This is a genomic window from Saccharococcus sp. Marseille-Q5394 (genome assembly GCF_946901335.1).
Classification (GTDB): Bacteria; Bacillota; Bacilli; order Bacillales_A; family Planococcaceae; genus Sporosarcina; species Sporosarcina luteola_C.
Genome location: NZ_CAMPPQ010000002.1, coordinates 355,793 through 377,621 on the forward strand (window position 1 = coordinate 355,793; position 21,829 = coordinate 377,621).

17 protein-coding genes and 1 riboswitch are annotated in these 21,829 nt (G+C 49.0%); of the genes, 13 read left to right on the forward strand and 4 right to left on the reverse strand.

The window, feature by feature from the left end; all coding sequences use genetic code 11:
- Positions 1–186: 186 nt before the first annotated feature.
- Both adh and OC538_RS12215 read left to right on the forward strand, forming a co-directional pair.
- Complete coding sequence (adh, locus tag OC538_RS12210; RefSeq protein ID WP_262175760.1) at positions 187–1,728, forward strand: aldehyde dehydrogenase; 1,542 nt, start codon at positions 187–189, stop codon at positions 1,726–1,728.
- 48 nt (positions 1,729–1,776) lie between these two features.
- Entirely contained in the window at positions 1,777–2,139 is a 363-nt protein-coding gene (locus tag OC538_RS12215) for a DUF779 domain-containing protein (RefSeq protein ID WP_251695555.1), read from the forward strand.
- A 34-nt stretch (positions 2,140–2,173) separates the two neighbouring features.
- Here OC538_RS12215 and OC538_RS12220 read toward each other — a convergent pair whose 3' ends face one another.
- Positions 2,174–3,406 carry a GDSL-type esterase/lipase family protein gene (locus OC538_RS12220; RefSeq protein ID WP_262175764.1) on the reverse strand — a complete coding sequence of 411 codons (1,233 nt, stop codon included), beginning with the start codon at positions 3,404–3,406 and terminating at the stop codon, positions 2,174–2,176.
- A gap of 160 nt (positions 3,407–3,566) precedes the next feature.
- Positions 3,567–3,959 (reverse strand): thiol-disulfide oxidoreductase DCC family protein, encoded by a 393-nt coding sequence (locus OC538_RS12225; protein ID WP_251695553.1) that lies wholly within the window; start codon positions 3,957–3,959, stop codon positions 3,567–3,569.
- A gap of 202 nt (positions 3,960–4,161) precedes the next feature.
- Here OC538_RS12225 and OC538_RS12230 point away from each other — a divergent pair, with 202 nt between their 5' ends.
- The 4 genes from OC538_RS12230 (at position 4,162) to OC538_RS12245 (ending at position 7,788) form a co-directional block, all read left to right on the forward strand.
- Positions 4,162–4,335, forward strand: a complete 174-nt coding sequence (locus OC538_RS12230) for a hypothetical protein (protein ID WP_262175767.1) — start codon at positions 4,162–4,164, stop codon at positions 4,333–4,335.
- Positions 4,336–4,486: 151 nt separating this feature from the next.
- On the forward strand, positions 4,487–5,740 hold the full coding sequence (locus OC538_RS12235; RefSeq protein ID WP_262175771.1) for a dicarboxylate/amino acid:cation symporter: 1,254 nt from the start codon (positions 4,487–4,489) through the stop codon (positions 5,738–5,740).
- Positions 5,741–5,889: 149 nt separating this feature from the next.
- Positions 5,890–7,320 carry a cryptochrome/photolyase family protein gene (locus OC538_RS12240; RefSeq protein ID WP_262175773.1) on the forward strand — a complete coding sequence of 477 codons (1,431 nt, stop codon included), beginning with the start codon at positions 5,890–5,892 and terminating at the stop codon, positions 7,318–7,320.
- 195 nt (positions 7,321–7,515) lie between these two features.
- Entirely contained in the window at positions 7,516–7,788 is a 273-nt protein-coding gene (locus tag OC538_RS12245; protein ID WP_251695549.1) for a hypothetical protein, read from the forward strand.
- 217 nt (positions 7,789–8,005) lie between these two features.
- Here OC538_RS12245 and metH read toward each other — a convergent pair whose 3' ends face one another.
- Positions 8,006–11,443, reverse strand: a complete 3,438-nt coding sequence (gene metH, locus OC538_RS12250) for a methionine synthase (RefSeq protein WP_262175779.1) — start codon at positions 11,441–11,443, stop codon at positions 8,006–8,008.
- Positions 11,436–13,283 carry a bifunctional homocysteine S-methyltransferase/methylenetetrahydrofolate reductase gene (locus tag OC538_RS12255; RefSeq protein WP_262175784.1) on the reverse strand — a complete coding sequence of 616 codons (1,848 nt, stop codon included), beginning with the start codon at positions 13,281–13,283 and terminating at the stop codon, positions 11,436–11,438. Before OC538_RS12255 ends, metH begins: the two co-directional genes overlap by 8 nt.
- Positions 13,284–13,559: 276 nt before the next feature.
- Positions 13,560–13,666, reverse strand: a riboswitch (SAM riboswitch).
- A gap of 114 nt (positions 13,667–13,780) precedes the next feature.
- Between OC538_RS12255 and OC538_RS12260 the strand changes: the two genes are divergently transcribed.
- The 7 genes from OC538_RS12260 (at position 13,781) to OC538_RS12290 (ending at position 21,788) form a co-directional block, all read left to right on the forward strand.
- Positions 13,781–13,966: a histidine kinase gene (locus tag OC538_RS12260; protein WP_251695546.1), complete on the forward strand. Its 186-nt coding sequence runs from the start codon at positions 13,781–13,783 to the stop codon at positions 13,964–13,966.
- Positions 13,967–14,211: 245 nt separating this feature from the next.
- Positions 14,212–14,808 carry a biotin transporter BioY gene (locus OC538_RS12265; protein WP_251695545.1) on the forward strand — a complete coding sequence of 199 codons (597 nt, stop codon included), beginning with the start codon at positions 14,212–14,214 and terminating at the stop codon, positions 14,806–14,808.
- 143 nt (positions 14,809–14,951) lie between these two features.
- Positions 14,952–16,628, forward strand: a complete 1,677-nt coding sequence (locus tag OC538_RS12270; RefSeq protein WP_251695544.1) for a hypothetical protein — start codon at positions 14,952–14,954, stop codon at positions 16,626–16,628.
- 399 nt (positions 16,629–17,027) lie between these two features.
- On the forward strand, positions 17,028–17,498 hold the full coding sequence (locus tag OC538_RS12275; protein WP_251695543.1) for a CtsR family transcriptional regulator: 471 nt from the start codon (positions 17,028–17,030) through the stop codon (positions 17,496–17,498).
- 27 nt (positions 17,499–17,525) lie between these two features.
- Positions 17,526–18,089, forward strand: a complete 564-nt coding sequence (locus tag OC538_RS12280; RefSeq protein WP_251695542.1) for a UvrB/UvrC motif-containing protein — start codon at positions 17,526–17,528, stop codon at positions 18,087–18,089.
- A complete protein-coding gene (locus tag OC538_RS12285) occupies positions 18,079–19,161 on the forward strand; it encodes a protein arginine kinase (RefSeq protein ID WP_251695541.1) in 1,083 nt (360 codons plus the stop codon). Before OC538_RS12280 ends, OC538_RS12285 begins: the two co-directional genes overlap by 11 nt.
- A gap of 179 nt (positions 19,162–19,340) precedes the next feature.
- Positions 19,341–21,788 (forward strand): ATP-dependent Clp protease ATP-binding subunit, encoded by a 2,448-nt coding sequence (locus OC538_RS12290; protein WP_251695897.1) that lies wholly within the window; start codon positions 19,341–19,343, stop codon positions 21,786–21,788.
- The last annotated feature ends 41 nt before the right edge of the window (positions 21,789–21,829 follow it).

Consider the following 21,829-nt stretch of genomic DNA (forward strand, 5'->3'; position numbering starts at 1 on the left):
GCGGTGATAAACTATGCAACTTGCAATAGTTTATTTAGTCAGATAGAATAGAATTCACAGACTCTTCACTCGATACATGTAAGCGCATTCAAATTGAATAGCGCTGCAGACCAGCGCATATGGTGGCTTTGTGTGCGATTTTTGCACTTACTATAGCAATCTATAAGGAATAGGGAGGAATGGAACATGGTACAAGCTGTAGAAAATCACGTTTATGCATTTCCGAACACAGAAGGGGCAAAGGTGAATTTCAAGGAACGCTACGATAACTTTATCGGCGGAAAATGGGTTGCCCCGGTGAATGGGCAGTACTTCGACAACCCGACGCCAGTTACGGGCAAAGTGTTTACACAAGTGGCGCGTTCGACTGCTGAAGACATTGAGCTTGCATTGGATGCGGCACATGCTGCGAAAGACGCTTGGGGGAAAACGTCCGTCACGGAACGGGCGAATATCCTGTTGAAAATCGCTGACCGCATGGAAGCGAATCTTGAAATGCTCGCTGTTGCGGAAACGTGGGAAAACGGTAAAGCGGTCCGTGAAACGTTGAATGCCGACCTGCCGCTTGCAATCGACCATTTCAGATATTTCGCTTCGGCAATACGCTCACAAGAAGGCGGTGTCAGCCAAATCGATAATAATACAGTTGCGTACCATTTCCATGAACCGATCGGGGTTGTCGGCCAGATCATCCCTTGGAACTTCCCGTTGCTAATGGCAGTTTGGAAGCTGGCGCCTGCGCTCGCTGCAGGGAACTGCGTCGTGCTGAAGCCTGCTGAGCAAACGCCATCATCCATCCTCGTATTGATGGAGTTGATCGAAGACCTTCTGCCGGCTGGTGTTCTTAATATTGTTAACGGTTTCGGTCTCGAAGCGGGTAAACCGCTAGCATCGAGCCCGCGGATCGGGAAAATCGCATTCACAGGCGAGACGACGACGGGCCGCCTCATCATGCAATATGCATCACAGAACCTGATTCCGATGACACTCGAGCTTGGCGGGAAATCGCCGAACATCTTCTTTGAGGACGTCATGGCGGAAGACGATGCATTCCTAGATAAAGCGATCGAAGGTTTCGTCATGTTTGCATTGAACCAAGGGGAAGTGTGCACTTGCCCTTCGCGTGCATTGATCCAGGAATCCATTTACGACAAGTTCATGGAACGTGTGATCGAGCGTGTTAAAGCAATCAAAATCGGCAACCCGCTCGACCCTACAGTCATGATGGGTGCACAAGCTTCGACGGAGCAATTGGAAAAAATCCTTTCGTATCTTGATATCGGGAAACAGGAAGGGGCCGAGTGCCTCGTTGGCGGAGAACAGAATAAGCTTGGCGGCGAATTGGCGGGTGGCTACTATGTCCAGCCGACAGTCTTCAAAGGGAATAACAAAATGCGCATTTTCCAAGAGGAGATCTTCGGGCCGGTCGTTTCTGTGACGACATTCAAGACGAAAGAAGAAGCTTTGGAAATTGCGAACGATACATTATACGGTTTAGGTTCAGGCGTCTGGACACGCGATATGAATACAGCATATCGCTTCGGACGTGGCATTGAAGCAGGGCGTGTCTGGACGAACTGCTACCATGCCTATCCGGCGCATGCCGCATTCGGAGGCTACAAGGCATCCGGTATCGGACGTGAAAACCATTTGCAAATGCTTTCACATTACCAACAGACGAAAAACATGCTCGTCAGCTATAGCGAAGACAAATTAGGATTCTTTTGATCAAGAGATTTCCATTCCGTTTTAAGTGATTGGAAAGGAGGCATGTCCATGCCTGAACGCGTTCTTGCAACGGACGCTGCTTTGGAATTGATTGAATTATTGAAGGGGAAGCATGGCCCGTTAATGTTCCACCAATCGGGAGGCTGCTGTGACGGATCCTCCCCGATGTGCTACCCGGAAGGCGACCTGATCATCGGTGATCAGGACGTCCTCCTCGGTCATATCGGCGGCACACCTTTCTACATGCATAAAAACCAATTTGACTATTGGAAGCATACGCAACTGATCATTGATGTCGTGGAAGGCAGGGGAGGCATGTTCTCACTGGAGGGGGTGGAAGGGAAGCGATTCCTTACACGGTCCCGCGCCTTTACGGCTGAGGAGAATGAAAAGCTCCAGCAAGAAGCATAGAAAAAGGTTCCGGGCAACCGGAACCTTTTTCGTATTATTTATTTGTTACGCTTATCAACTTCGTCAATAGACTAGTGGCAAATGCACGTGTCACAGGTTCAGTAGGGCTGAATGCAGTTTGCTCGATTACATCCTCAGCCCAGTGACCTTTTATGTCGCTGAACAACGAAGTGGCGATAGCTTCCGTGGTCACATTCAAGGATGGCGATTCCTCACTGCTGATTCCATTTTGATCTACTGCCACGATGGAAAATGCATACGCATGATTTTCCTCCAATTCCCCGACCGTGAATGAAAATACATCGCCGTCAATGGACCCGATCTTGTTACCCTCGAGAAAAATATCATACGCTGCAATCTGTCCCTCGGTAGTCGCCGTCTTCCAAGCGAGCGTGATGGAATCCGTCGTAACGTCATCTGCAATAAAAGCATCAGCGGGAATCCAAGGATAATCGACCTGGACTTTATTCCAAAACAGTTCCGCCACGACCTGATATCCATCCGGACTCAAATGGATATTTTGCGGATTCGGCAAATTGACTTTAAAATCCTTTGCGACGACATCAGCCGTTTCGACCCAATCGACATTTGGCAATTGTGCCGCCGTCTCAATCGCTTTATTCACACCGGTCAACATCTGTGCGAGCAAAGGCTGAATCTCCGCTGGAAGATGAGGATAAGGATTGTAATAGCCCATCACATACAATTGCGCATCAGGATTGATCGTATGGATTGCCGTAATGATTTTCATCAGAATCATGCCGACTTGCTTGATTTCCATCTGAAGCGCCTGCTCGTCATACGTGATAGCAAACGTCTTCGGATTGATTTTCACATGCGCAAGTACATCATTCGCACCCGCACTGATCGTAATCAGACCTGCATTGGCAATCGCGTCATGAAGTCGGATGGACTTTCCATCAACTTCCCGCGTCGCATTTTCTTCGATGTCCTTCAGTACATCCTTTGTCGTGTAGCCAGGCACAGCGAAGGTTTTATTGAAAGAATCCAAAAGCCCTGTTTCTTCCAGAGTATCCGCCAGGTAATCAGCATAGCCGTCACCAATTTTTCCGGAATGATCCATTCCCGCGGCAAGTGAATCGCCTAATGCGAGATAGCTTGCAGGGGCGACCCAGCTCGGTGCCGCAGTTTCGGTCGTACTTTCTTCGACAGTAGTGTCAGCGCTTACTATTTGGAGGGGAGACATACCAACGTAAAGCATAAGCGCCAATAAAGCGGACAAATTACGTATGACCCTTTTCCCCATAATACCTCCCTTTGGAACTGTTTTTCTTCGTTTATCTGGTGACTGGAGTAATTTTTCATGTACAACCTGCAGATGTTCTCCAATTGTATGTGGATATGTAAAAAAATTATACAGAAATAAAAAAGATGCCTCTCATAATAGGATAGGCACCGGAATATTGTTAAATAAATCGTTTCCTTTCATCCGGAGAAGGAAGCATGCAAGCCCCTTCAGTCTTGCCGAACCATCGATAACGGTTGCGAGCAAAATAATCGTAAAAGCCGTCACGGATTTTACGTGGGACGAGTATAAATAGAAATAACAGATGCCATAAACCGTCCAACTTCTTTGCAATATGGAGGGCGGCGGACGATTTTGTGTATGCCTTTCCGTTTTCTATCAACACGATGCTGTCCACATCCTTCGGAATGTTAAATTGCTTCACATACTTTTCGCCGGTCTCGCTTTGCAATGAGGAAAAAAGGAAGTGGGCAGCAGGATCCCGTTTTATTATGAATTGGACACTTGAATTGCAAAAGTTGCATTCCCCATCGAATAATACAATTCGCTTCATCGTAACGTCTCCTTCCGACATGCTTAGTATTATTATATCCTTATTGAGCGAAAAGAAACGCAATCTGCAATTCTTTACCTTAAACAGAAAATTTGGTATAATAATAGTAACGAGGGACGGTCCCGCGACTTTTCCTATTGTGGTTATCGTCTTCATTTCACGTCACATTTGCCTTGGGTCCCAAATGAAGGAGAGTGATTGAATGGAACGCGTATTCATTGATTCGTACGAAATGGAACTGAGACAGGATCCTGATTTCATCGCATCGCTTGAGATGATCGACGAAGGTTCGCCTGTCCACTATCCGCAGTATACAAAGAATAGGAAAGAAACTGCCGGATTTACTCCAAGAGAATTGCCGCAAGTATATCAATAATAAAGAATAACTACAGGGCTGTCTCCTATCAAAGGGGACAGCTCTTTTTATTTCGAGAAAATGAAGTTTCACAATTACGAAAATAAGGGATAGATAGACAGATAGCATTTTACTTTATTATTTCCGGGAAATAGATAGAGGAGGAATTGCCATGAAGTTAGCACGGAAAATTATCATCGCCCTTATTGCCGGTGTCGTTGTCGGACTGATTCTGAACTTGTTTGCCCCGGGAATTTTCGGAGTAGCGGATAAGTACCTGTTCAAGCCGTTGGGAATCATCTTCCTGAACCTCATGAAGATGCTCGTCATCCCGGTCGTTTTCGTTTCCATTGCGCTTGGAACGATTGGCATAGGTGATCCTAAGAAGTTAGGAAGGATTGGCGGGAAGACGTTAGGATATTTCCTGGCTACAACCGCAATCGCCATCGTCATTGCCCTCTCTTTGGCCCTCATGCTGAAGCCGGGTGCAGGAGGGGACTTTGATACGTCAGGCGCGAATTATGAAGCGTCAGAAGCACCGCCTGTCACAGACACGTTGTTAGGTATCATCCCGACGAACCCGATCACTGCAATGGCGGAAGGGAATATGTTGCAGATCATCTTCTTTGCGGCTCTGGTCGGATTCGGGATTGCAATGCTCGGCAATCGGGTGGAGCGAGTCACCGAATTGCTGGAGCAAACTAATGAGCTAATCATGTACCTCATCACCTTTGTCATGAAGTTTGCGCCATACGGAGCTTTCGGCTTGATTGCTTCAGCAGTCGGCAGTCAAGGGTTCGACGCGCTCCGGGCGATGGGAATGTATATGGTTGTTGTCCTAGGCGCTCTTCTTATCCATTCGATCGTCGTCTACGGGGGCTCGGTGTCCTTGATCGGCAAGCGGAATCCGGTCTGGTTCTTTAAAAACTTCTTTCCGGCGCAGGTCGTCGCCTTCAGTACGGCGAGTTCCGCGGCAACGCTCCCGATTTCCATGAAGACCGCGCAGGAGAAGCTGAAAGTGCCTGAATCAATCAGTTCCTTCACCCAATCGTTAGGTGCGACAATCAATATGGACGGAACGGCAATCATGCAGGGGGCGGCAGTTGTTTTCATCGCCCAAGCTTATGGCATTGAACTGTCAATGGGGCAGTTGCTCACCGTCGTCCTCACCGCAGTCCTTGCCAGCATCGGGACGGCTGCTGTGCCTGGTGCAGGACTGATCATGCTGGCGATGGTGTTGACATCTGTCGGCCTGCCTGTCGAAGGAATCGCACTCGTCTTAGGGGTCGACCGACTTCTTGATATGGTGCGCACTGCCGTCAACATCACAGGAGATGCAGCATGCGCAGTTGTCGTTGCTCAGACGGAGGGGGTCCTGGGCGATCCTGATGATGACCGGGTACCGGCTAGTACGGAAACCGTCTGAAGGATAGTAAACCGTTCTCGATATGTGAAGCAAATGAGGCTATAAACCAAAGTGATAAAGGGCAATATGAGTGATGACGAGATTGAACAGGCATCGTCGTTCTGAAGCTGCAAGAAGAGAACTGACTCCTGTCACGAAGGATGAGAAAGATGAAACGAACGATTGTATGGTTTCGAAAAGATTTTCGATTACACGATAACCCTGCTTTATGGGAGGCGGCGAAAGAGGGGATCGTCATTCCTGTCTTCATTTGGTCGGAAGAAGAGAAGCGGGAATATGCGGAAAGTGAAGCATCCTCATGGTGGCTCTATCATTCGGTGGCAACTCTTGAAAAAGGGCTTCAGGCACATGGCTTGAAGCTCTTTATTAAATCCGGAGATGAGTTTGATGCGCTTGTCGAGCTGTTGGAAGAAACGGATGCAGAAGCCGTTTATTTCAATGATCGTTATGAGCCTGCCGAGCGGAGCAAGGGGATGAGGATCACGGCGCAGCTCGAATCGATTGGGAAAGAGGTGCAGATATTTCACGGACAGCTCTTATTCAATCCCGAATTAGTGAATAAACTAGGCGAACCTTATAAAGTGTTCACTTCTTTTTGGAAAAGGTGTATGCAGGAGGAGGTAGCCCGCCCGCTTCCTGTTCCAGTAGGGATGAAAGGGATAGAGCAGGAAATTGAGACGCTTGCCTTAGATTCATTATGTATATTGGACAAGAATCCATGGCATCAGAAATTCGATAAGTATTGGAAACCTGGTGAACAAGCAGCCATTGAACAATGGGAACAATTCTCGGATGATGGCATGTTTTATTACGGAGCGGAAAGAGATTTAATCTCAAGTGGCACCTCCTCCATGCTCTCTCCTTATATTGCTGTAGGCAATATAAGCGTGAAGGCGATGTGGCATTCCGCAAGAAGCATCTATGAGGAAGTGCAGGGCACGTCAGTTCAATCGATCGATACGTTTCTCAAACAGCTTGTATGGCGTGAATTTGCCTATCACCAACTCATCCACTTTCCGGACATCACCCGGATCCCGTTGCGAAAGCAATTTTTGGAGTTCCCTTGGCAAGGCACGGCTGAGCAGCTTATGAAATGGAAAAGGGGACAGACAGGTTATCCGCTCGTCGATGCAGGCATGCGGGAACTTTGGGAGACGGGCGTCATGCATAACCGTGTGCGAATGGTGACCGCGTCGTTTTTAGTCAAGCATCTGCTGATTCCGTGGCAAGAGGGCTACGAGTGGTTCAAGCATACCCTCCTCGATTTTGATACCGCCAACAACGCAATGGGGTGGCAGTGGGTAACAGGGTGCGGCATTGACGCTGCCCCTTACTTTAGAATCTTTAACCCGTTCCTACAAAGCGAGAAGTTTGACCCGGATGGCGAATATATACGGAAATGGGTGCCGGAGCTTTCCGGTCTGCAAGTTCCATATATCCATAGACCGTGGGTAGCGCCAACCTCTGTATTGGAGGACGCGGGCATTCAAATGGGCGTGACCTACCCTTCGCCGATTGTCGACCACGCTGCTGCCAGAAAGCGTGCATTAGAGGCTCTTCAACAAGTGAAAGGGAAATAAATATGCTGAAAAGGCAGAGACAAGCACACAGAACAAATGACTAGTGAATTTCCTCGTCCATGGTCGCTCGCCCGTATGTCCCGTCCATTTTTACATGTAATAGATAGGAGGGGGTGAGTGAAGATGATGATGCACCATGGACACTGTGGAGGACATTGTGGAGGGCGTTGCGGAGGACATTGTGGAGGAAGCCACATGCTTCCTATGAACCAAATGCCGCAAATGCAACCATTGCAACCAATCGTATGCCCGACACAATGTCGTTTTAATGACCAATTCTTCCCGGTAGAACAACCGTATATTCATCCGATTGTCAACGTCAATAGGACGCATCCTGTTGTCACGCCGCGGCACTATTTTACGGAGACAACGGAAAACGTAATGGGCGCACCAGTTTATCCTGGTCAAGAGCCTGGTTTCGGTAGAAGGGGCAGAGGCTTCTTCGGCTTCGGGAGAAGAGGGTTTTAATATCCAAACCGCTGTCACCGGCGTCGAGCACATCGACAAGGGGACAGCTTTTTTGTTTTTCAAATCGCGTCGGGGGGAAATTCGGCGCATAGTGCTATCCGCGCTCAAGAAGTGTTGTTCCGCGCTTAAAGCGTTGCTCTCCATGCTCAAAGTACCGCCTCCCATGGCCAAACCCGCAAAAAAAAAGCCGCCCCCGCAATGGAGGCGACTTCAATCTTCAATCTACATTAAAATACCGCGCATCCGGGTGCGCAAATACGATTGCGGACACTGATGCTTCCGGTTCCATCATATATTCTTCCGTCAAATGCACGCCGATGTCTTCCGGCTTCAGCAAACCGAACAGCTTCGACTGGTCTTCGAGGTTCGGACAAGCAGGATAACCGAACGAGAAGCGCTGCCCTTGGTATTTCGCGGCGAACCGGTCGCGCATCGTAAAGTCAGTTGCGTCCGGGAATCCCCATTGGTCCCGGATTTCCTGATGGATGCGCTCAGCGAACCCTTCCGCGAGTTCAAGCGCCGTCGATTGGAACGCATGGCTTTCAAGGAATTTCCCTTCGGCTTTCAACTGATTCGCAAAATCACGCACGCCGTGTCCTGCCGTCACTTGCATAAGTGCCACATAATCCATTTCACCGCTGTCGACCGTTTTCAAATAGTCGGCGAGGCAGAGGAATGGCTCCTTGCTTTGACGGGGGAATGTGAAGCGCTCGATCTCCGTCTTCGCGTCAATCGGATCATAAATGACCACGTCGTCACCATCCGCCTGTGCGGGGAAGAACTGATACAAGCCGGAAGCCGACAGATTGCCTGATTCCAAAAAGCCGGTCACCATTTCGTGAAGCTGCACAGCGCGCTCCTCGCCGTCCGTAAGCATCTTGTCGACATTGCCGCGCAACCCTAAATGATGCCCAATCAGCGTCCGCATATTGACGTATGGGTATAAATGCGAAACGGAATATTCTCTCAAAACACGCCTGCGCAAATCGGATGGCACGAAAACAGGCGCATCTTCCCGCACCGTCTTCACTGGCCTTGGCAACACTGCAACCGCTGTGTCGCGCGCCGCCCGGATCGCTTCCGACTCGAGGCGCTTCTCCTGCTTCTCGACGAGTTCGTCCAACAATGCCTCCCTGTCGACGCCTTGCAATCGGTTGGCAAGTTCCAACCCTTGCATCGCATCCTTCGCGTAGATGACAGGTCCATCATATTCCGCCGCAATCTTCGTCTCCGTAAATCTACGTGTCAACGCAGCTCCTCCGACCATGACAGGAGTATTAATTCCCGCCGCCTTGAAGTCCTGCGCGGTAATCACCATTTGCTGCGCCGACTTTACAAGCAGACCGGATAGCCCGATAATGTCAGGCTTCTCCTTGCGAATAACGTCAATCAACGTTGCGGGCGTCACTTTGATGCCGATGTCGATGACGCGGTACCCGTTATTGCTCAAAATGATGTCGACGAGGTTTTTCCCGATATCATGGACATCCCCTTTGACCGTCGCCAAAATGATCTTCCCTTTACCGGAATCGTCCTCTTTCTTCTCCATGAACTGCTCGAGGAATGAAACCGACGCCTTCATCACTTCCGCGCTTTGCAACACTTCCGCAACGATCAGCTGGTTATCATTGAACAGCCGTCCGACTTCCGACATCCCTTCCATAAGAGGTCCATTAATGACCTCGAGCGGGCTATCGTACATCTTAAGCGCTGCTTCAAGGTCAGGGATCAAGCCTTCCTTCGTCCCTTCGACGACATAATACGCGAGCCTTTCAGGAACCGTCTTCGGAATATCATCCTCGGTTTTCTCCTTCTTTTTATCCCGGTAGAAAGCAGTGAAATCCGCAAGCGTCTGGTCAGTCGTCGTGAACAAAAGATCATTCGCAAGCTTGATTTCATTCTCGGGAATAGAAGCGTACCGTTCCAACTTCTCTGTATTGACGATTGCGTAATCGAGTCCTGCCTGGGTGCAATGATACAAGTACACCGCGTTCAGCACTTCACGGCCGACAGGGGGCAGCCCGAACGAAACGTTGCTGACACCTAGCGTCGTCAAGCAACGAGGCATCTTCTCCTTAATCAGCCGGATGCCTTCGATCGTCTCAACTGCCGACCCGATGTATTGCGCATCACCTGTTCCGACAGGGAATACGAGGGGGTCAAAAATGATATCTTCAGGAGCGATTCCCCATTTGTTCACAAGCAGATCATAGGAACGTTCCGCGACTTCGAGCTTCCGTTCGCGCGACACCGCCATTCCGATTTCATCGATTGTCCCGACGACGACAGCCGCACCAAACTTTTTCACAAGAGGGAGAACCGCATCGAATCGCTCTTCTCCATCCTCTAAGTTGATGGAGTTGATGATTGCTTTTCCTTGGGAGAATTTCAACGCCTCTTCAATGACATTTTCATCCGTCGAGTCAATGACGAGTGGCACTTTCACCTTCTTGACGACTTCCTGCATGAACTTCTTCATGTCTTCAAGCTCATCCCGATCCGGATTTGCAAGGCAGATATCTAGCACATGGGCTCCGCCGCGCACTTGCGCACGCGCAACCTCCGCCGCCTCTTCGAATTTTTCTTCGACGATCAGCCGTTTGAACTTCCTTGACCCGATGACGTTCGTCCGCTCGCCGATCAACAGCGGTCGCATCGATGACTCATACAATAACGGTTCGATGCCTGAAACGGCGTGCTCATGCCCGTTTTCAGGCTTCTGGCGCGGGGCGAGACCGTCAACCGCTTCCCGTAGCGCTCGGATATGGTCAGGCGTCGTTCCGCAACAGCCACCGACCATATTCAGCCAACCTTTTTCCGCAAATCCTTTCAGCTTCAATGATAAGGATTCAGGTGATTCATGGTAATGACCTTCCTCGTCCGGCAAGCCCGCGTTCGGATAGCAAGTAACAAAGCTTGTCGCCAAATCGGAAAGAGAGCGCAGATGATCGGTCATGAATTCCGGCCCTGTCGCACAGTTCAATCCGACTGAGAGCGGCTTGATATGCTCGATTGAAATATAGAAAGCTTCGATGCTTTGACCGGCCAACGTCGTTCCCATCGGCTCGATCGTTCCCGAAATCATTACAGGTAGCTCGATGCCCGTTTCGTCAAACGCTCGCTTGATCCCAATCGTTCCCGCTTTCACATTGAGCATGTCTTGGCTCGTCTCCATTAATAAAAGATCTGCGCCGCCTTCGATTAATGCTTTTGCTTGGACGTAGAAATCGTCGGAAAGCTTATCGAAAGTAATGCCCCCTGTGACGGAAAGCGTCTTTGTTGTCGGACCGATTGCACCGGCGATGAAACGCGGCCACTCTGGTGTCGAGAAGTCGGCTGCACACTTTTTCGCGATTTCCACAGCCTTTTTATTAATTTCAGAAGCCTTATGGCCGAGGCTGAATTCGTCCAGTACGAGGGGGGTGCCCCCGAACGTGTTCGTGCAGATGATATCCGCTCCCGCCTCCAAGTAGGAACGGTGGATCCGGTCCAAAATATCCGGCCGTAAAATGTTCAGATATTCGTTGCACCCGTCATATTCCTCTCCGCCGAAATCGTCTTCTGAGAGGTCCTCCGCTTGCAGCATTGTGCCCATCGCTCCGTCTATGATGAGGATTCTGTTTTTCAGTTGTTGTTCGATTGGGTGTTTAGGCATGGACAAACTTCCTCTCCTTTTCCGCGTCTAACTCTTTAATATGGGTGATCAGTTCCAATGACATGTCATACCGCAGGAACGGTGTAATGATGTAGATGCCATTGAAAAGCTCCGCTGCCGTGTCGATCAGTTCCTTCGCGATTTCGATGCCTTCCGCGGTCGCTTTCTCGCGGTCTTCGCCGCAGGCAGCCATCCGTTCCAGCACCTCTTCGGATAGCTTGATGCCCGGCACTTCGTGATGTAGGAATTCAGCATTCCGTATACCCGTAAGCGGCATGATGCCGATGAAGATCGGCGTATCCAAATGCTTTGTAGCCTCATGTATATCAACGATCTTCTCTTTCGTATAAACCGGCTGTGTAATGAAATAATCCGCCCCGCATTCGATTTTCTTCTCGAGCCGCTTCACAGCACGGTCGAGGACGCGGACGTTTGGATTGAAAGCCGCTGCGACCGAGAACTTCGCTTTTTTACGTAGCGGCTTTCCTGTGAAGGAAATCCCTTCGTTCAGCTGTTTGATGAGCTGCAGCAATTCCATGCTGGAGACATCATAGACGCTAGTCGCTCCAGGGAAATCGCCAACCTTTGTCGGGTCGCCTGTGACGGCAAGGATATCATGGATTCCTAGGGCGTCGAGCCCCATCAAATGGGATTGCAGACCGATCAAGTTATGGTCGCGGCACGTCAAGTGGACGAGCGGCCGAACGTGATGCTCATGTTTCAACATCGATCCCATCGCCATATTGCTGATGCGAGGGGAGGCGAGGGAATTGTCCGCCAATGTGACGGCATCCACGCCGGCTGCATACAATTCGTTCGCGCCTATGAAATATTGTTCTGTCTCCAAATGGCGGGGTGTATCAAGTTCCACAATGACAGTCCGTTCCGTTTTCGCTTTGATGTGAAGCGGCACGTGTTCTGCGGGCTCAGCTTCACGGATAATGATCGGCTTCTGCGGAGTGACGGTCTTTTCCGTCACGGGCTGCAGTCCTGCCAAGTGCTTTTTTGCAGCGGCGATATGCTTCGGTGTCGTTCCGCAGCACCCGCCAATCAGACGGACGCCTTCATTCCGAAGGAGCGCGGCTGCGCGGCCGAAATAATCAGCCTCGGACGCGTAAACGATTCGACCATCCTCAACATCTAGCAAACTTGCATTTGGTGCGGCGGACAAAAATGCTCGATCCGGTATCGTCACTTTTTCAAATGCCTGGATTGTATGGAAAGGACCTAGTCGGCAATTGACACCGACGATATCCGCTCCCAGCGTTTCCAGCTGATGAAGCGCGTCATTCAGATGCATCCCGTTTTGCAATACGCCCGGCTCATCCATTGCGACTTGCGCAATAAGTGGTAGATCCGTCAGTTTCCGCAGCTCGGTGACGACTGTCGATAACTCTTCAAAGTCATAATATGTTTCCAGCAATAGTCCGTCGGGATCGCCTGAAAGCAAGGCGTCTGCCTGCTCACGGACCATCGTCAGTACTTCGGCAAGCGATGCATCGCTTTTCCGTATGCCGCGAAGTCCTCCGATCGTCCCAAGCACATATTGATTGCCGGGTTCCGCAGCGCGCTTCGCAATTCGAATCGCCGCCTCGTTGAGTTCCTTCACCCGGTTCTCCATTCCATAACGGGCAAGCTTCAAGGAATTGGCGCCATATGTATTTGTCTGGATGATATCCGCTCCTGCGTCGATATATTCGCGATGGATTTTCTCAATGATTTCAGGCTTCTCGACGTTCAATTCCTCATAACTGAAGTCGATGCCGTATGAATAGAGCAACGTCCCCATCGCACCGTCCGCCACCAGTACGTTATCTTTCAACCGATCAAGCAATCTCATAAGAAATCATCCTTTCTTCATTCGAAGTCCCGAACCTGCGTCATCAAGCCTGTAAAAACGCATAAATCGCAAAACGGACGCATAAATCCACACAGACACGCATAAACGCGAGCAGACGCGCATAAATCCAAAAATCTACGCATAAACGTCTTCAAAAACGCATAAATCCAGAAACTCACGCATAACCTCATCTTACCAAGACGAAAAATTTAGACTGCAATGAAAAATAAAAAAGCCTTCGTTAAAAAAGAAGGCTTTCAAGCGAATGCTCGCTCCTTCTCATCTGCCAAGCCGAAACAGGCCTGCTGGAATTAGCACCTGACCGTAACCGGCTGGTTGCTGAAGCTTCGACGGGCCAGTCCCTCAGCTTCTCTTGATAAGAATTAAATATGCAGTTGTTTGAATAATTTAAAACATCATATCGTTAAATGTTTGATACATCAATAGTCAAATTATGATAGAATCGGCATATGAACTTAAAATAGAAGGTGAATACGTTGAGGATTTTCAAATTTTCCATTCCGATCGCACTTCTTGTTGCCGGGATTTCCTGGTGGATGCTCCATAAAAACTTTCAGGAAGTTCCAGGGACTTCCAGAGTTTGGATAACAGTAGGCGCAGCTATATTAAGTGGAATCATTGCCCATTTTTTATTTCCGAAAAGTGAAGACGAAGAACGATAAGTCATTATGGACTGCCACCAAAAGTAGAAATCCTACTTTTAGTGGCAGTTTTTTTAATTAAGGAAACCCCGCGTCCAAAGCAAGCCGCTTTGCTTCCAAAGAAGCCACTCCTGCGTCCAAAGCGGACCACCTCGCGTCCAAAGCAAGCCGTCTAGTTTCGTTGGTTAACTCAAAATAAATATAGGTTGACACAAATTGAGTTAACTTTTATTCTATTTACGATAACTAAAATTATGAGGTGGATTATGACAACAGCTACAGTGAAAACAAAAAGCGGGATGAGTGCGCTCAGTCTCGTCTATTGCGGGATGTTTGCGGCATTGATGATGATCGGGGCGAATATTACATTTTTTGTGCCGTTCCTCGTTGTTGGTGGGGTTCCGATAACGCTGCAAACCTTCTTCGCCGTCTTGGCGGGTCTCCTTCTCGGAAGCCGGCTCGGTGCAATTTCCATGACGGTTTACATGGCGCTCGGCTTGGTAGGCGCGCCGGTTTTCGCAAAATTCCATGGGGGCTTCGGAGCAATTCTTCTTCCGACATTCGGCTTCATCGTCTCATTCATCCTTGTCGCGTACGTAGTAGGGAAAATTGTCGAAAAGAACGGTAGTTTGCGCAGTTATGTCATCGCGGCTCTTGTAGGACTCGTCGTAAATTATGTCATCGGCACGAACTGGATGTACTTTGCATACAAGCTATGGGCCGCTGCGCCGGACGCATTTACGTATAAGGTGGCATGGCTTTGGATGGTGCCTCCACTGCCGAAAGACATTCTGCTCTCGGTTCTCGCGGGGATTTTCGGTCACCGGATGTATAAGGTTCTAAGAATCAGGCGTGCACTTTAATATGTACAAAACTGGCTATCTGCAATGTGGAGCTTCCACAGATGCAGATAGTTTTTTTATGGAATCCACCAATAAAACGAATCGTATGCCATTCTCATCCGTATAGTAGAGGGGGATTAATTTCAAAAGAAGAGAGTGTTCATATGATAAATTTATTGCTGTTTTCATTGGTCGTTGGCATCGTTGCCGCAATGATCATCATGCCGTTGACATCCACTACTACAGAAGGGCAACCCGCCTTTAATCGGATCGGAGCGCTTTCTGCAACAGTCGCAGCCGTGGCGGTGCTCACGTTCGGCCTTTATTACGTCACGAATCTCGACCGGAACTGGACGTCGGTGTGGGCGCTGGCTCTCATCGCTACTCTAGCGGGCGCCGTGCTTTCAACCGGGAGGGAAAGAAGTGCCAAGGTAATCCTGTTTTTAGCGGCATTGGCGGGAAGTGCGTTCATCCTAAGTGCGCCACTTTTCAATGCGAATGAAAAATACAAAGCAGTCGAAATGGATCAGCAAGTGGAAATCAAGGCGTTCGACGAAACGAAGACGCCAGCAAGCGTTCCACCAAAATTCGCCCGGAATAAAATGAAGAAGGCGTTCGGTCAAGTGCCGAATACGAGCTATTATGAGCTAGGCAACTTACAAATCCAAAAAGTCGATGGGAAATTCGTTTACATCGCGCCTGTCGAATTCTCGGGCTTCTTCAAATGGATAAACGGAAAGACTACTCCAGGATATTTCACGATGAGCGCGACCGATTCGGCGGACAATCCAAAGTTCGTCAAGACGGAAATGTCGTATACACCATCATCGTTCTTCCACAAACAAGTAGAACGCCATATGCGGATGGCGATGCCGGATCTCATCTTTTACGGGGATGTACAACTTGAAATCGATGATGAAGGAAAGCCGCATTATATCCGATCCTATGGGCATTTTATTACAGCAAGAAATGGATTTGATGTCCAAGGGATCGTCATGGTCGACCCTGCTTCCGGGGAAGTGAGCCGATACCCGCTTTCGCAAGTCCCTGAATTCATCGATGGAGCGGTTTCACCTGAGGCAGTCAGTCTCCAAAACAGTTATTTCGGAAAATACGTCCACGGATTCTGGAATTCGATTGTCGGGAAGAAAGATGTGAAGCTTCCTTCGGACGAAGGGACGGAATCGAATGTTAGCCCGGTGTTTGACGAAAACGGGCATATGTATTACTTCACCGATTTCACAAGCCCGAAAGAAGGAGTCGACTCGATGTTAGGCTATGCATTGACGGATGGTCGCACCGGCGAGGCGACGTATTATACCGGCAATCTGGAAGAGTCGTATATGGATTCCCAAGGTGCTCTTCAAATTATCGAAAAGAAATTCATCGAAAAGAAATGGGCCGGGGAAATGCCGGTGCTCTATAACTTTTACGGGGAAGCGAGCTGGCTGACGCCTGTTCTGGATTCAAACGGCTTCCTACAAAACTATTTCATCGTGTCGGCGGCAAACCCGGAAATTTCCGTTTTCGCCAATTCGCCGAACGAAGCATTAAGACTTTATAAAACAGCACTACAACGTGGCGGTAGCACAGTCGACGGCAGTTCGAATGCCGAGGAAGGAAAAGCGTCTGTCAACGTTGTCCGTGTCTACAAGGAACGCGCCGGCGACTTTACAATCGTGTCAATCCTTGCCGACGACGGCCGGAACTATATCGTCTCCACCGAAGCTGTTCCGCTCGCCATTTACATCCAGGAAGGTGACCATCTAACAATCACCTATTTTGAAACGGGCGAACTATTCCTGCCGGTCAAGGAAATGAAAAACAGTACAATAGAATAAAATAAAGGCGGCTTCCGGAATTTCGGAGGCTGCCTTTTATGCGTCTTTACGAGCGTTTATGAGTAATTTTACCGATTTATGCGTCTTTTATAGCAATTATGCGCTTCTGCAACGCTTTATGGACTTTCCCAACGATTTATGAGCATTGCGAACATTTTATGCTTTTTTGGAAGCTCATAATTGTCCTTACTTTACTTCATTCCAATAATATCGATACATTCTCTGCCAAGTCGTATCGATTATTGTTAAATATCCCATCCTGTATAAATAAGAGTTTGTACAAATGGATAGACTCCGTTAACTTGCATATCAATTGCACGCAGAATGTATTTTCATGTACAATTAAGTCAAAGATAGTCAAAGTCAATGACTTATCACCGGAAGAAAAGAGGTGACATCATGCGAAACATTTCCGACATTATTGAAGGATATTTAAAGGCCATTATCGAAAAAGAAGATAGCGGGACGATTGAAATCAAACGGAGTGAAGTGGCAGAAAAATTTCAGTGCGTGCCTTCGCAAATAAATTATGTCATCAACACACGATTTACCGTGGAGCGCGGCTATGCCGTCGAATCGAAGCGGGGCGGCGGAGGCTATATCCGGATTTACCGAGTCCAAACGAATTCGCATAAGGAATTGATTGAACATATTTTAGAAGGAATCCAACAAGGCGCGACATACACGATGGCCGAAGGGATCATTTACAGGCTGTTGAATGAAGAAGTTGTTTCGGAGAGGGAGGCAAGGATCATCCTAGCAGCAGTGGACAGGACGACTCTACATTACCCACTGCCTGAACGTGACATGATCCGGGGACGGATTTTGCAGGCGATGCTCCAAACGCTTATCTACAGACAGCTTGATTAGAAATCAACGAATACGAGGTGGCAGACAATGCTATGCGACAATTGCAAAGAACGGCCGGCTTCCGTGATTTTTACCCAGGAGGGAATGGGCGGGTCGGCGGAACGCCATCTATGCGAGAAATGTGCGTTTCAAACACAAGTGTTTCATTTTGATCCAAGTCAGGAACCGTTGTCGATTCAGCAATTCCTTTCACACTGGTTCAGCGGGAGTGAATCGATCCAGCCTTTTCAGCAGTCAAGGGACAGCATGCCGGACGGACCGATTTGCCCCGACTGCAAACTGACGTTCAGAAAATTCCTCGACATCGGAAAGTTCGGCTGTCCGACGTGCTATGACACGTTCAGGGGACAACTGCCGCGCGTTTTCAGCAAGCTCCATAATGGGCACACGACCCATGTAGGAAAAATCCCGGATTCCTTCAACGAACGATTCGCCTTGAAGAAAAAGGTCGAGGAAATCCGTTCGAAAATGCAGGAAGCGATTGAGATGGAACGATTTGAGGATGCCGCCGCATTGAGGGACGAAGCGAATGCGCTAAAAGAGCGTTTGGCGGAGTGCGGCAATGGAGGTGATGGCAGCGATGTCAATTAATAAATTCATGAAAGGCGCAGTTACAGGCTGGATGACGTCGCATGGGGAGCACTCGGATATCGTCATGTCGACGAGGATCCGCTTGGCCCGGAATTTAAGGGGATTCCGATTCCCGATCGCGTTCACGGCCGATGAGGCGGAGAAAGTCGATTCGCAAGTTTCGGCTGCCTTGCTTACTTCCGACGAAAAAGGGTATGCCTATATGAAGATGTCGGAGCTTCCCGGTCTTGAAAGGCAAGTGCTCATTGAGAAGCATTTAGTCAGTCCACAATTGACGGATGTGAAGCGACACGGCGCGGTCATCCTGTCCGAAGACGAGACGCTGAGTATCATGTTGAACGAAGAGGACCATATCCGCATCCAATGCATCTATCCAGGCTTTCAGTTGGAAAATGCATATGATCATGCAGACTCAGTCGACAACTATTTGGAAAATAAGCTCCCTTATGCCTTCGACGAGGATTTCGGTTACTTGACGAGCTGTCCGTCAAACACAGGTACAGGCATGCGAGCGTCCGTCATGATGCATTTGCCGGCGTTGACAATTACAAAGCAGATCGAGCGCATCATTCCGGCAATTGCAAGGCTAGGGATGATCGTCCGGGGAAGCTACGGAGAGGGCAGCGAAGCACCGGGCAACATTTATCAGGTTTCGAATCAGACGACTTTGGGCAAACCGGAGAAAGAGATCCTTTCCGATTTGAAAAATGTTGCGCTTAGGCTTATCGCACATGAGAGGCGCTCACGAGAACTCCTCCTTTCCAAATCACGAGTAGCTTTGGAGAACAAGCTTTTCCGATCGCTCGGCATCATTTCGTATGCAAGACTCCTGCCATCAGGGGAAGCGGCCCGTTGCCTTTCGGATGTCCGTCTAGGCATCGATCTGGGCATCATTGAAGATGTGGATATGTCCATCTTGAATGAATTGATGATCTTCATGCAACCTGGTTTCCTTCAGCAATATGCCGAAGCAGATTTGACAGCGGAGGAAAGAGATATATTCAGAGCCGATCTTTTCAGGGAACGGCTGCGTTCTGAACAACAAACCAATGAAAATAATAAAGAAAACTGAGCAATACTTTTGCAACGGATTTTTCTTTTTATTATACTTACGTCAAAGATGGTCAAAGTCAATTTAGTGGAATTGGATTGCTTCTTGATCCATAGGAATAGAGTAAGAGGAATTCCTATTCCGCACTTTAGGTAGTGGGGACAGGATGGACGTTACTTATAGAAGGAGTGGAATTGAATATGATGTTCAATCGTTTTACACAGCGGGCACAAAAGGTCCTACAGCTTGCACAGGAAGAAGCAATCAGACTGAAACATGAATCCATCGGTACCGAGCATATTTTATTGGGACTCATACGGGAAGGCGGCGGCATCGCTGCGAAAGCATTGGAAGCGATCGACATCAGTTTCGATACGATTGAAAAAGGGGTGGAAAGCCTCGTCGGTTCCGGATCGAAGGAAGTCGGACCGATTGTTCATTACACGCCAAGAGCAAAAAAGGTCATCGAGCTTTCTGTTGATGAATCAAGGAAGCTCGGCCATTCGTATATCGGCACTGAGCATATTTTGCTTGCGCTCATCCGTGAAGGGGAAGGCGTGGCTGCCCGTGTATTAAATAATGCGGGAGTCAGCTTAAACCGCGCAAGGCAGCAAGTGCTCCAATTGCTCGGAAGCAATGACAGCTCTGTCGGCAATCAAGGCACTTCATCATCCGCATCTACACCGACACTCGACAGCCTTGCTCGCGATTTGACGGAAGTGGCACGTGAAGGGACGCTTGACCCGGTCATCGGCCGCAGCAAGGAGATCACACGTGTGATCGAAGTATTGGCTCGCCGTACGAAGAACAACCCTGTACTAATTGGAGAGCCGGGTGTCGGTAAAACTGCAATTGCGGAAGGGCTTGCGCTTCAAATCGTTAATAATGAAGTTCCTGAAATCCTGCGTGATAAACGCGTCATGACATTGGATATGGGTACGGTCGTTGCGGGTACGAAATACCGCGGCGAGTTCGAGGACCGCATGAAGAAAGTGATGGAGGAGATCCGTCAGGCTGGCAATATCATTCTATTCATTGATGAATTGCATACACTGATTGGCGCTGGAGGAGCTGAAGGGGCGATCGATGCATCCAACATCCTGAAACCGTCGCTTGCCCGCGGGGAATTACAATGCATCGGGGCGACGACGCTTGATGAATACCGTAAATATATCGAAAAAGACGCAGCTCTCGAAAGACGTTTCCAACCGATTCAAGTCGATGAACCGACTGTCGAAGAAACGATTTTGATCATCAAGGGCTTGCGCGATCGATATGAAGCGCATCACCGTGTAAAAATTACGGATGAAGCAATAGATGCGGCTGCGAAGATGTCGGATCGATACATTTCTGACCGTTTCCTGCCAGACAAAGCGATTGACTTGATCGATGAAGCGGGATCGAAAGTACGTCTCCGTTCATATACGACACCTCCGAATTTGAAGGAGCTTGAAGCAAGACTTGAAGCGATTCGCCACGAAAAGAATGCCGCGGTGCAAAGCCAGGAATTCGAAAAGGCGGCATCATTCCGCGATAAAGAGCAGAAAATGAAAGAAGAGCTCGAAAAGACCAAGACGGAATGGAAAGAGAAGCAAGGGAAAAAGGAATCTGAAGTGACAGTGAACGACATTGCGGAAGTAGTCGCAATGTGGACGGGAGTTCCAGTAGCGAAGATCGCGGAAACGGAAACTGCCAAGTTGTTGAACATGGAAGAACTTCTGCATGAACGCGTTATCGGGCAGAAGGAAGCCGTAACAGCAATTTCACGAGCGATCAGGAGAGCCCGTGCAGGATTGAAGGATCCGAAGCGGCCAATCGGCTCATTCATCTTCCTCGGACCTACTGGTGTAGGGAAGACTGAGCTTGCAAGGGCGCTTGCGGAAGCGATGTTCGGGGATGAAGATGCGATGATCCGCATCGATATGTCCGAGTATATGGAGAAGCATGCGACGTCGCGTCTTGTCGGTTCGCCTCCAGGGTACGTCGGTTATGAAGAAGGCGGTCAATTGACTGAAAAAGTCCGCAGGAAGCCATATTCAGTCGTCCTGCTTGATGAGATTGAAAAGGCGCATCCTGATGTCTTCAATATTCTACTGCAAGTACTTGAGGATGGAAGATTGACGGATTCAAAAGGTCGCACAGTCGATTTCCGTAATACCGTCGTCATCATGACGTCCAACGTCGGGGCGGAAACATTGAAATCGAATCGTTACGTCGGCTTCAATCTGCAAGACGGAGAACGCGATTATGAAGGCATGAAATCGACGATGCTTGAGGCGTTGAAAAAAGCGTTCCGTCCGGAGTTCCTGAACCGTGTCGATGAAATGATTGTCTTCCACTCGCTTGAGAAGGAACACTTGCGTGAAATCGTCTCTCTCATGTCAAACGAGTTGACGAAGCGTCTTGCGGAGCAGGATATTACGCTTGAGTTGACGGATGAAGCGAAACACAAAATCTCCGAAGTGGGATACGATCCGGATTACGGTGCACGACCGTTGCGCCGGGCTTTGCAGAAACATGTCGAAGACCGTCTCTCGGAAGAGTTGTTGAGCGGAACAGTGCTCACAGGCGGAAAAGTAATCGTCGATGTAGAGGAAGGCGAGTTCGTCGTCAAGACGGATCGCGTAGCAGTGACAGAAAATCAATAATAGGATGGCCCTCCCGTAGAGTTCGCTATCTACGGGAAAGG